Raw genomic sequence first — 12967 nt, 5'->3', positions numbered from 1 at the left:
AATCAGTGGAAAAGGCTTATAAATATCGCATATATCCAAATAAAGATCAAAAAGAAATAATTCAGAAAACTTTTGGATGTTGTAGATTTGTATATAACAAATATTTAGCAATGAGAATTGACAAATATAAAGAAAATAAAGAATCCTTTACATATAATCAATGTGCTAGCGATATGAAAAATCTAAAATCAGAACTAGAATGGCTTAAAGAAGTTGATTCCACTGCTCTTCAATCCTCACTTAAAGATTTAGACAATTCTTATCAAAAGTTCTTTAAAGAAAAAACAGGATATCCTAAATTCAAAAGCAAGAAGAATAATCATAAATCATATAAGTCTAAGTATACAAACGGTAATGTTCAATATTTGGATAGATACATCAAACTTCCTAAACTTGGTTATGTAAAAACAAAGAATAAACTAATTCCAGAAGGTAGAATTGTAAACGCCACTATTTCACAAGAACCTAGTGGAAAATATTTTGTATCGTTGTGTTGTGTAGATGTTCCTGAAATGGAATATAAACCAACTGGAAATGATATTGGAATAGACTTAGGACTAAAAGAATTTGCAATAACTAGTGATGGTGAAATGATACCAAATCCAAAATATCTTGCAAAACAACAAAAGAAACTTGTTAAATTACAAAGAGAATTATCTCGAAAATCAAAAGGTGTTTCTAATCGTAATAAAGCAAGAATTAAAGTAGCAAGATGTCATGAAAAAATTGCAAATCAACGTAAAGACTTTTTGCAGAAATTATCTACTCAGATAATCAAAGAAAATGACATTATCTGTATTGAGGATTTACAAATTAAAAATATGGTTAAAAATCATAAATTGGCGAAATCAATCTCTGATGTGTCGTGGTCTGAATTTGTGAGAATGTTAGAGTATAAGGCAAAATGGTATGGAAAAGAAGTTATAAAAGTAAATAAATTCTATCCATCTAGTCAAATATGTTCCTGTTGTGGAGAAATTACTGGTAAGAAAACATTAGATATTAGAGAATGGGATTGTCCATATTGCAACACACATCATGATAGAGATGTAAATGCAGCTATTAATATATTAAATGAAGGATTACGAATTAGAGTAGTCTAGACATAAAAGCGGTAGGGACTACCGTGTTAGCTTGTGGAGAACATATAAGACCAGTCTGTATGATGGCAAATTCTGTGAAGCAAGAATCACGTGGCTTTAGCCATGTGAGGTTCAATCTTATGAAGAACGTAAGAGAATCTTACAGACTGAATACAATCGTGTGAAAAGTAGAAAAACAAAATATGTATAGAGAATATATAGATGAAAGGTAGGTGAACTAGACAATAACCGTTTCAGAAAATAATAAATCACCAACAAAAAACGAAATCATACCGGTTCTTCCACAAATACCAAACCATTACATAAAAGTTCCAAAGGAGGTTATATCGGCAAGCACTTTGCCAGAACACCGAATTTCCCTTCTTATTTATTTTAACTACAACCAAACGTGGGACACCATGATTCACTACTCTCCCATTTATATGATTCAATGGTGTTCTTATAAACCTAATTGGAGAACGGCATCAGATGGCAAAAAAAATATTTATGAAAAATTTCTTAATTGTATGGATTGGTACTTTATAAACGGATACATATTGGACTTCGATTCTGGAAGATTTATACAAAATTTATTTCAATCTTCTTTGTTAAATATGGATAAGATATTACCCCCTAAAAATTTTGGAATAATTTATGATTTTGAAATTGAGGCAATAATGAATTACAAAATATCTTATAAGCCATTAAATAAGAGTATTATTCTTCTTTTACTCTCATATATAAGGGCATTTACATGGGTTCGTAGTAATGAAATGAGTGGACATTCTGAAAAGTCTAAAAAGAACAAGCCGGAAATATTTCATTCTCAATTTGAATTTATGGAGAATTATATAGGTGTAAGGGCAAAGATGATTTCTAAGGCAACAATTGTGTTAGAAGAACTGGGAATTATCAAAACATATAGAATGCCCTCATATAGAGACGATAAAGGTCAATGGCATACTGATGATATTATTTATATTTGTCCATATAAGATAGTTTCAGAAAGAAAAACGTTTAGATTATGTTCTAAGGATGAATATGACTGGGAAAAAGAATTGGAATATGGAATTCAATATCTTCGAGAATGTAAATATTCAAGTAGGAAATTTTATCAAGAATAACAAATCAAACAGATAAACAATTGTAACCATTAACAATATTGGAAAATCACCAAAAAGGAGAATCCAAATGACACCTAAAATTTTGAAGATGAAAGGAAACCTATTAACGAATGACAGAAATCGAAACAAGCACAACTACAAAATCAAGTAATTACTACTATACTCTTCTACACTCACACCCTTGTAAGTCCCGTAATGAATTACATAGAACTTTTGGAGGACGAATTTATAATAGTGACTTTTCTGATAATAGAGGAAAAGATAATATAAACGGATCTCCCATCGCAAGCCGTATTGAATCGGATGCTAGATGGGAAGAAAAATTGAGAACCGGAAAGGACGGTAGAATATGGAATTGGTAGAAAATATGATGGAATTTATATCCGGTAGCAGGACGGCTACTGTTACATTTTCAAATCAGAAACACATTAATAGAATAAAGAAGTTATATAAAGAACGTCCCGACGAGTTTAAATACTTTCATCAGAATAAAGATGGCTCCATTGTAGCGAAATTACCTCTTAAATGGCTAAAAATCAATCCGGGTGCAAAGGTAGATCCTGATAAGCCGAAAAGAATAGTTTCGGAGGAACACAAGGAACGGATGAGAGCTGCGCTTGCAGAATATAGAAATAGTAAGAATAGGTAATACTACAATGTCCACAACTCTTCTATTTATTAATGAATTAGGTATCAAATCGGAATGAAAATGTATTTTAGGTAATCTACTGTGCCTAAATGTTTAAAGTGCAAATTTGATTAAAATTTTATTTAAAATTAAATAGATTAATAACTACATACCCTTATTTGCCAGAAATCAAATGATATATATTAGAAAATTAAAATATAAGACCCTTTTGGGTAACTACATAGGGTAAATACATTACTACTAAAAATAAACTATACATCTTAGAACAGAAAGGAAGAATTATTATGACTAATAACACCCATAAATATAGAAAAGAAGGTTTTGCAATTATCGTTCCAATTAATGACGAATATCTGATTAGGGCAAATATATCAAAGGCCGGTAGGGATTTACCAAACCATTATAATTTCACATTAGAAATATCAGAAACAAATCGTAACATTTTCCAGCTTATTGGCGATAACGAAGTATATTGCATGGAATCCGATTTTATCAATAGGGATGTTACTGATTATATATTGAAAATCCATAACGAAGGATTCTTTGATGCTATTGCTTCCAGATATACATATGCCATGAAATTTCTGGATATAAGTATGGACATGCTTGTTAGGGTAGATGAAATCCATAGGGAAGGCGGTCAGAATGTTTAGATTTATACGCTCATTATTTCACTCATATGATGTTGGATATGAGTATTGGATTAGATTGGGTGATATACAAATCACTCCACAATTTCAGTCCATTAAAATCGGTTCAATAAAGTACGAAAGGAAATGGCAGTTTTATCGTAGAAATGGTTATTGTGAAAGTAAAATAATTCTCGATAAAGACTTTGTGCTCTTAGACGGATATAGCTCGTATAAGATACTGAAATCTGCCGAGGGATTAGACGCAAAAGTTCCGGTTTATTTTGTGGAAACCTATATTTCCGAGAAGGACTAGCAAGTGGTTATGGAGATTAATTATTAATATTGATTTGAGCGATTTTGGCGAGTCGTTTAGAGAATAAATACATGTAGTATAATTCAAAAATTCGAAAAAATAACTGAATAGAGGAGGGTTTAGGTATTTTAGACGTACAATGTAATATGTACTCTGTTGATACTGGGCATTTTTATAGCAATCGAGAAAAATATTTACATAATATGAATTGTAAGTATCGTAGAGAACGTAATTATTTAAATAATAAGATTCCTAACTTAGAAAAGAAATTAAAGGATTATGGATATTCTAAAGAAGATATATCATTATTTAAGTCAGATAAATTAGAAGAAGTTGAAGCTGAAATACTATCAGAACATATAGATACTATTCAAGAATATATAAAATGGAATAATCTTATAAGGCATAAAAGAGAAAAGGCGAAAGATTCCAAAGACAAATTACTTGTTCTTCTGAAAAATAAGGTAAATCAAAATGAAATAACCGATGGTAAAGATCATATCCGAGAAATAAATGAGGATAGTTTAACCGACAATAATGTAATATCTGTTTTTGATTCTGCCCTCACCAGGACGATTGGAATAAAACAAGATGAACTTACAGACGCATTGATGGTTGTACAAGTATATTATTTTGATGTTTTTAAAGATATCTCGTTTTATGGATTTACATATAAAGGTGAAAAATATAAGTATTTCACTTCATCTGCCGGGCAGATTCGTAAGAAAAAGGCAGTTTTTATAAAATTATCTGTCTGGAACCGCATTGAAAAAACTGTAATGTGTGGCTTGACTATTGATAAAATCAATTCGAAGGGTGGGAATAATGTAAACAAGCATCTTGCCTACATGGCACTTACCAATTCTGCCACCGACTTATGGGGGGATTTTGACATTGAAAAATCAATAGTAATTGATGATTTTGAAACGAATGTATATGGTACTTTTGATTTCATAGACGAATTAGATTATTCTATCACCAGAAAAACTGATTATGTTCCAATTACTCACACGGACGGAGCTGGTATGATGCTACCAAGTGTAAGCCAAAAAAACTTTATGTTTCGCGCACCGTGGATTAAAGGATTATTAGGAGTATTTGACTTTAGAAAGTTTGTTGAAGTCAGCCAACACTCTCCTATCATTAAAGATATTTATGGACAAGAACATGATGTTATTAAAGAAGATATCAAAATAATATTTACTAAAAGTCAGTTTAAAATGTATAAGTATTATGAGTCGTGGGATGAGTATAAAAACTTTTACAAAAGGTATAATTGTACTGCCGGTATTTGTAATATTGAAGAAGACAGAATAAAAAATGCAAAAATCAATTATCAGATGCTTCAAACTCTCACGAATATTACTGATACAGAGATAGATGTTTTAACACAAAAATCCGCTGAAAAAATAGAGAATGTATGTACGTCAAAAGATACAATGATGAATATTCTGGGAGTTACTCCATATAACACTAAAATGACTCCTTTCCAAAAAGCCATCAAGATATATCCCCCACTTTTATCAGATACATATGCGAAAGATGCAATTCGCGAGGTTAAAGATAGTCTTTTAAAAAAATACCGTAGTGGGAAACTTGAAGTGGTTGGTAAATATACATTCCTACTTCCAGATTTTTATGCGGCTTGCGAGTATTGGTTTGGAGGTATAAAAAACCCCAAGGGACTGTTGTCCGATAAAGAAGTTTTTTGTAATCTGTTTAAAAAGAACGACAAACTGGATTGTCTTAGAAGTCCACATTTGTATAAAGAACATGCTATAAGGTTCAATATTGCTAGCGAAGGATATGAAGACAGAGTAATGCAAATTAGAGAGTGGTTTACTACTAACGCTGTTTATACCAGTGTTAACGATTTGATAAGTAAGATCCTTCAGTTTGATGTCGATGGAGATAAGAGCTTAGTTATAGCAGATCCAAATTTTATAGCGATTGCGGAAAGAAATATGAACGGAGTTGTGCCACTTTATTACAATATGCGTAAAGCTGAACCTATGCAATTAAACAGCAAAAATATCTACTCTGGACTTAATGCTGCTTTTACCGGGGGGAATATCGGCATATACAGTAATAATATTTCTAAAATATGGAATGATGAAGTTTTTATTCATGGTTCAGAAAAAGATAAACAACATGCTATTGACTGCATAAAACGATTGTGTTGCCAAAATAATTTTGTAATTGATTAACTAGTAGTCACCTCATACAGCGATGTATGTTGAATAAGTATGTGAACCTAGAAATCTAGGGTGTACATTGCACGATTAGGAATCGTAGGAAATGACGATTAGGTAATGTGCTAACTGGGAAAATCTAAGTAATTTTAACCTCCTAATAGAGAAATATATATTAGGAGGTGTTAGATGAAATTTATAAATCAACAGAAATATAAAGATAATTATGGGATTTATGGAATTGTGAATAAAGTGAATGGGAAAATATATGTTGGGCAAACAGGAGAAAGATTCCAAAGAAGATATTGGCATCATCGGTGGAAACTTAGAGATAATAGTCACGATAACTCACATTTGCAAAGAGCGTTTAATAAATATGGCGAAAATAATTTCGAGTATATTGTATTAGAAATAGTTACAGACATTAATCTATTAGATGATTTGGAAATAAAATACATAAACCAATACAAACAGAAAGGTAAAAATTACAATATGCTTTCTGGGGGTGGCGGTAGACGTGGTCTTTCAATGTCTGAACATGCAAAGAGAATAATTGGAGATAAAAATCGCCAACATATGTTAGGAACCAAACACACAGAAGAAACAAAACAAAAAATGTCCGAAATAAGAAAAGGTAGGCACATTAATAGGAGCACGGATATTCTTGATACGGATACTGTCAGTCAAATTAAAACACTGTTAATTAGTGGCAAAACAGCTAGTCAAGTTTCGAAAGAACTAAATGTGAAATATAAACTAATTAATAATTTAATCTCAAACAATACTTGGAGTACCGTCGTTGTTGATGGATGGGAAGAATATCAAAAAAGTAGAAAGCCATATAAAAGACTGACTAAGCAAGACCATAAAGAAATATACAGATTACATTTTAACGAGGGATATAGCGAACTTTATTTAGCGGAAATGTATAACAGAACTGTTAATATGATTAAATTTATATTGAAAGATGACTCTAATAAATTATATGACAATCCAGTGCCAAGCCTCGACCAGAGGAAGGTCAAACGACTATCCCATCGGCGTTGAAATACGCAACAGGAGTAGGAGTTGGATGAAATGCCAACTGGGTGAAAGTCCCTTAAATCGAAGTGCATACCACGAGAAGTCTTCTAAGGAACCTGTGGATAGACACAGGGTGATGATATAGTCTACCCCCACCGGTGAAACAAACGGTGTTAAAGTATTACGAAAGTAAGGGTTTAACGGTACGCCAAAACTTTATACAAGCCTGAATTCCCAAAACACATAAATGACGGGATTCAAGAATTCACCAAAAAGAAATTACCCGCATTTTTCAAATACGCTAAGGACAAAGAAAAAGAACAGGTCGAAAAACGAAATCAGAGTTTTGTCAATAAAATCTTTGATAGAATCCCCAATAAAGCGATTAATACCAGTGGCCTAAATCTCGGCTCTATTGATTATCGTTTGTTAATGGGAAATGTGAATATGGTTTGCTGCGAAGAGGTAGTCAATTTATATAACGAGTTAAATAGAAAATACCGCTATATGATAAATATGAAGGACGAGTATATTGATAATCTGAGATATGTTGCTTGTCAGATTAGAAAATTGTTTAGCACAACTGGATATTCAGACGAAATTATTGCCGATATGTTGGTGGAATATTTATACGGACATAAAAAAAGATACAAGCAATTGCTTTGGTTCTGCTATGGTCAATGTGTTGTAAATAGTTTGGAGAAAAATATTCAGATTAAGAAAACTAAGTTTATTCAGTGTATTAATTGTGGAGAATGGGTTGAAGTGGATAATATGTCAAAGTCTCAAAGATGCGAGTCTTGTCAACAGGAAGAAAATAAAAGAGTCAAAAGAGAATATTGGAGAAAGACTCATAACTAGAATTATCTTATCAGCTAAATAAGACCCGTTATTTACGGACGAAAATTATCAGTCAAAATAAAATAGTCCGTAAATAACGTATTAAAATTTGTGTGTATATGGAGAACGCATATCGCTAAAATAACTACTATAAGGAGAATTATACAATGTTATCAATTACAAATCAAGATATGTTTCTAACAAATCGAATTCGTTCAGATAGGAGGTAATATTTGACGGTTACGCAAGAAAATATTATTAAAAAGATTGCTGATAAAGAAGATATGAATGTAGCAACAGTCCGACAAATTTTTAAGACGGCAGAGAATATTATATTTGACTACTTATCTTCTTCCTCTCCTACTGAAAAAATAGATATTAAAATTTTCAATGGAATGAGCATTGGAAGAAATTATATAGGTAAAAAATCTTATACAAAGGGAATGTTTGAAGATTTAGATTGTCCAGAACATGTAAATTTAAAAGTATCTGTTTCAAAATATTATAATAATAAAGTTAACGAAAAGTTATTTGAATAAACAGAGAATACATAATTGTGACAAATAAAACATAATTAATTGAGAATAAAAGGAGCGAATTTAATATGAGAGAAATTAGTATTACAGAGGCACTTAACGAATTAAAATTGTATGATTCGAAAATCACAAAATCTATTACTAATGCATCATTTGCAGGAGGTGCTAAAAAGTCGTCTGATAAAATCGGTGTAGTTTCAAAAGAGGCTTTTATTGATAGAGCGAAGTCTACATATCAGTCTTCTATTGATTTAATTGCAAATAGAAATGCTTTGAAATCTGCCATTGTAAAATCTAATGCAATTACAGAGGTTCAAGTTGCTGACAAGGTTATGACGGTTGCAGAGGCTATTGAACGGAAAAATTCCATCGAATATGAAGAAACCCTACTATTTGAAATGAAAAGGCAGTATGTGAATGCCACCGACTTGGTAAATAAGGAAAATAGGAAGGTTGATAACAAGGTTGATGAATTACTGGCAACCCTTATCGGCAAGGACTCAGATAAGAAAATAAGCAAGGAAGATCAGGAAGCTATTGAGAAACCATACCGAGACAAAAACGAGTTTGAGCTTATTGACCCAATTGAAATTTACGATAAAATTGTCAAGCTTGAAGAAGAGATTGATAATTTCAAAAGCCAGGTAGATACTCAGCTTGTCATTTCAAATGCTATTACAAAAATTGCAATTGATTTTTAAGTCATAAATACATTGTAGTTATTACGAAAACCTAAAACTTACACCCCGTCACCTATGCGGGTATCTACGGATAATCATAGGTAAAATAAAATCAAGAATAATTCTTAATAGAATAATTTGAATTTATCAAATATTGATGAATAGCAAATACATTATCGACGAAAATGTATTTACATATACATAAAAGTATGATAAAAGCTCAAAATTCAATATTTAGAATTTAAAGATTATATTTTAAAACTCTTTATTTATAAAGTTTAAAACGTAATTACTAAAATTCGATAAAACCCTTGGTTAAGTTTCAATCGCGCTGTGTAATTGACGATTAGGTTTGTACAAGGCTGTAATGACTACATAAAAATTAATAAGCTTTTCACTTATCTCTTCTTTTCATATCCGGTGGCGGTACTGCTATTTAGCGGTATCGTCATTGGTGTCTCAAAAACAATATTTGTATCATTCGTCTAGTTCGGTTAAGGACAATTGATTTCCAATCAATGAACGCGAGTTCAAATCTCGCATGATACTTCCCCATTACGGGAACCAACAAAATATACACTAACTACTACTATCCTATCGGTTTCCGGTAGGAATTTTTAATTATGGAGGATTTTAAGAATGGCTAAAAGTGCAATTGTACATAAGGTAACAACCACGGAAGAAATTAAATTGTCAGGTGTTGTATCTGAAAATGGGCTTGCTATGGATTTGGACGGAGAAACTAAACAGCTTGCAGATTTCTATAAAAAGTTTGCCGGAAAGCATATAGATGTTTCTATGAAGGAAAAGACAGAAGAAGAAATTACTGATGACGAATCTGAAGATAACGAGTAAGGGTGGTGAACACAATACATAACAACGAATTTCTCAGAGAACAACTAGATTTACTTAAAAGAAGACAAACTGATGAGGGCGTAGAGTGGCAAGATATTACTGACTTTAGATCCAATAATCTTGGCGATTCAGAACATAGAGATACCATTCGTAAAGGAAGTAAGTTACTTTATGAATATTTAGATGCTGGCTGGATTAATGAGCCAATTAAAGACAACTCATCTTCTACTATTGATTTTGGTAGTCCTTCAGATAAGATTTCAATTCAAAAAGAGAGAATAAAAGCCCAAACTGAGCGCTTAGAGACTAACAAATGGATACGAGAGCTGTCTAGGGACGAGTTAGTTACACAGCATATCGTTGAGGCAATTAATAACATAACACCATTAGAAATACCTGAATTTAACGGGATGCAAATTTCAAATCGTGTGGGTGTCCTGTGTTTTGGTGATGAGCATTTTGGCGCAGAATTCGAATTATATGGATTACATGGGGAAGTTATTAATTCTTATAATCCAGAAATTTTTATCCGTAGAATGTGGGATTTACAACATCAGGTTATTAACATAATAAATAAAGAAAACCTAGATGAAATTAGAATATTTTCTATGGGAGATTTTAGTGACGGAATCTTGCGAGTTTCTCAATTATTAAAGCTTAGATATGGTATTGTGGAGGGCACAGTATTATACGCTGAGTTTATATGTAATTGGTTAAATGAATTATCAAAATATGTAAATATTAAATTCCAAATGGTTAAGGGTAATCATACTGAACTTCGACTTATTGGGCAGCCAAAAGGTACATTTACAAATGAGAATATGGACTTAGTAGTCAGGGCCATGATTAAGGCTAGATTAGTAGATAATCCGAATTTTGAACTGATAGAGAATCCTACGGGTATGATATATGATGAAATATTTGGATTTAACTTTTTAGGTATTCATGGAGAAGTAAAATCTATGGAGAGGGCTATAAAAGATTTCTCCCATACATATAACACCAAAATCAGCTATTTGATTGCCGGTCATCTGCATCATTCAAAATCTGAAACGATAGGTGTAAATTGTGAAGTTATTAATGTCCCTAGCGTTATAGGTGTTGACGACTACTCACTATCTTTAAATAAAACCTCTAACGCGGGTGCTACAATGCTTATTATTGAAGAAGACAGGGGTAAGACCATAGAATATTCTATTAAGCTAAACTAATTAAGCAAACATAACAAGTTGCATTTATATTTTGCAACCATTTTCGGAGAGTGTTACACTCTCCTATTTTTGTATAAAGAAAGAAGGGAAATTTTGATTAATAAATATGCGAATTTGAAGATTAAAGACTACGAGGATGTTTATAGTCTAGTCGAGGGCTTTGTCCGTGGAGCACATTCAATAATTAAAGACCAAGAAAAGGACTCTATTGCAATTTATGCAAAGGCAGATTTTATATACTCTATTTTTAAAATACTTATAGAGGAACATGATTTTGAGGTTGGTTTTATTGATCTTGCGAGATTTTATTATAATAACGAATACGACAGTGAATATTGTATCAGAATTACCGACGAGGGTCACATAACGATTGAAAAGGCAAGAAACGATGAGTTTGCACCTTATAAACTTTACAATGAAGTATCTATGTTTTATCAAGAAGAATGTGAACAGGATTTAATTGTTATATCTGTTGAAGATAATAGTAATATAACTATTTTATTTGGAATTGGTGAAGATGAGGAAGACAATGAATGTGAATATCAGTGTAAGTGCGGTTGTAATCAAGACACCACAATAAATTATAGCACTGGCAAAGATGGAGAAATGCATGGTTTTACGGCAAGTAAGTCTGACGGCAATAGTTATTGTAGTTACTCTTTTTACACGGATAATATTCTGGATAAAGATATAATTAAGGACTTATTAGGAGAATTTTGGAGCTAATAGGCTTAGAGATTATGTGTGCGGTGAAAGTGGCTACCTATCAGTGTTGAGGCTGATTAATAAATGAACGGAAGGAAGTGATAATAATATGGCAGAACGCAGTAAGCGAATTAAAATGCATGATGAAGAAAAGTTAAAAAACATTAATCCGGAAACTCTTAAATTATTTCAGAAATATCAAGTAGATATGTCTATTCGTGATTTATCACAAAATTCAATTGACGCGTACAATTCTGATCTGAAACAGTGGTTTATCTTTATGCATGATAATCAGTTTAATCTTTCTGTTTTAGATGCAACTGAAGACGATATTACAGAATATTACTATTGGAGAAAACAACAAGGAAATAATGTTAACAGACAAAAACGTGTTATGTCTTCTATATCGGCATTTTACAAATTCCTTCGCAAAAAGAAAATCATCAAGGAATCTCCCGTTGAATTTATAGATAGGCCTAAATCGGGGCAACCTATAGCGGTTCAAACATATTTAACTAAAGAACAAGTGCAATTGATGCGTGAAAAGCTTGATGAATTTAAAGACATTCAGTTACAAGCATATGCATTCTTATCTCTTACTACTATGGCAAGAGTTCATGCTATTGCAAATTTGAAATGGGGTCAGGTAGATTTGGAAGAACGTATTTGCTCTAATGTACTTGAAAAAGAGGGAAAGCTTGTAGAATTAAGCTTTAGTGTAGAAACAAAAGAATATCTTGAAAAACTTATAGCGTATCGTAATGAAAATGGCATTAATGACTATGGATGGTTATTTATTACCCCTTATGTACGAGAAGATAAGCCTATCCAAGATGGCACACTTAATGAATGGTGTAAAAAAATCGGAAACATGATTGGAGTACCAACCCTACACCCTCATGACTATCGTCACTCATATGCTACATTGCTTAAAAACGCTGGCGTTAGCCTTGAAGATGTATCTACTATGTTGAATCATTCTGGGGTAGATGTCACAAGGAAATTTTATATTAAAAATGACACTTCTAAAGTAAGAGAACTTAAGGATAATGTTGTAATTTAAAAACGAAATCCAAATTTCCTTTGGAGAATTAATTATTGAGGTCGGAAATGGTTCCCGACGCA

General features: G+C 32.0%; 14 protein-coding genes and 1 tRNA gene. All 15 read left to right on the top strand.

Annotation, left to right across the window (positions count from 1 at the left end):
• Positions 1-5 precede the first annotated feature (5 nt).
• Positions 6-1103 (top strand): IS200/IS605 family element RNA-guided endonuclease TnpB, encoded by a 1098-nt coding sequence (tnpB, locus tag V6984_RS08915; RefSeq protein ID WP_342759433.1) that lies wholly within the window; start codon positions 6-8, stop codon positions 1101-1103.
• A 593-nt stretch (positions 1104-1696) separates the two neighbouring features.
• Positions 1697-2206 (top strand): hypothetical protein, encoded by a 510-nt coding sequence (locus V6984_RS08910; RefSeq protein ID WP_342759432.1) that lies wholly within the window; start codon positions 1697-1699, stop codon positions 2204-2206.
• 349 nt (positions 2207-2555) lie between these two features.
• The gene (locus tag V6984_RS08905) at positions 2556-2855 is read left to right on the top strand and encodes a hypothetical protein (protein WP_342759431.1); all 300 of its coding nucleotides are present in this window, start codon (positions 2556-2558) and stop codon (positions 2853-2855) included.
• Positions 2856-3139: 284 nt separating this feature from the next.
• The gene (locus V6984_RS08900) at positions 3140-3508 is read left to right on the top strand and encodes a hypothetical protein (protein WP_342759430.1); all 369 of its coding nucleotides are present in this window, start codon (positions 3140-3142) and stop codon (positions 3506-3508) included.
• Positions 3501-3800, top strand: a complete 300-nt coding sequence (locus V6984_RS08895; RefSeq protein WP_342759429.1) for a hypothetical protein — start codon at positions 3501-3503, stop codon at positions 3798-3800. The genes V6984_RS08900 and V6984_RS08895 overlap by 8 nt, the downstream gene beginning before the upstream one ends.
• Before the next feature lie 203 nt (positions 3801-4003).
• Entirely contained in the window at positions 4004-6007 is a 2004-nt protein-coding gene (locus V6984_RS08890) for a hypothetical protein (protein ID WP_342759428.1), read from the top strand.
• A gap of 174 nt (positions 6008-6181) precedes the next feature.
• A complete protein-coding gene (locus V6984_RS08885; protein WP_342759427.1) occupies positions 6182-7039 on the top strand; it encodes a GIY-YIG nuclease family protein in 858 nt (285 codons plus the stop codon).
• Between the two features lie 483 nt (positions 7040-7522).
• The gene (locus V6984_RS08880; RefSeq protein WP_342759426.1) at positions 7523-7876 is read left to right on the top strand and encodes a hypothetical protein; all 354 of its coding nucleotides are present in this window, start codon (positions 7523-7525) and stop codon (positions 7874-7876) included.
• 212 nt (positions 7877-8088) lie between these two features.
• Positions 8089-8394 carry a hypothetical protein gene (locus tag V6984_RS08875; protein WP_342759425.1) on the top strand — a complete coding sequence of 102 codons (306 nt, stop codon included), beginning with the start codon at positions 8089-8091 and terminating at the stop codon, positions 8392-8394.
• Between the two features lie 65 nt (positions 8395-8459).
• Complete coding sequence (locus V6984_RS08870) at positions 8460-9092, top strand: hypothetical protein (RefSeq protein ID WP_342759424.1); 633 nt, start codon at positions 8460-8462, stop codon at positions 9090-9092.
• Positions 9093-9545: 453 nt separating this feature from the next.
• Positions 9546-9620: transfer RNA gene (locus V6984_RS08865), tRNA-Gly, on the top strand.
• Positions 9621-9710: 90 nt separating this feature from the next.
• Entirely contained in the window at positions 9711-9926 is a 216-nt protein-coding gene (locus V6984_RS08860) for a hypothetical protein (protein WP_342759423.1), read from the top strand.
• A gap of 2 nt (positions 9927-9928) precedes the next feature.
• A complete protein-coding gene (locus V6984_RS08855; protein WP_342759422.1) occupies positions 9929-11137 on the top strand; it encodes a hypothetical protein in 1209 nt (402 codons plus the stop codon).
• Positions 11138-11230: 93 nt separating this feature from the next.
• Positions 11231-11863, top strand: coding sequence for a hypothetical protein (locus V6984_RS08850; protein WP_342759421.1), 633 nt, complete (start codon positions 11231-11233; stop codon positions 11861-11863).
• Between the two features lie 88 nt (positions 11864-11951).
• Complete coding sequence (locus tag V6984_RS08845; RefSeq protein ID WP_342759420.1) at positions 11952-12905, top strand: tyrosine-type recombinase/integrase; 954 nt, start codon at positions 11952-11954, stop codon at positions 12903-12905.
• Positions 12906-12967: the final 62 nt, after the last annotated feature.

This window comes from Kineothrix sp. IPX-CK, assembly GCF_039134705.1.
GTDB classification, from domain to species: Bacteria; Bacillota; Clostridia; order Lachnospirales; family Lachnospiraceae; genus Kineothrix; species Kineothrix sedimenti.
This window is presented reverse-complemented; position numbering and strand designations above follow the sequence as displayed.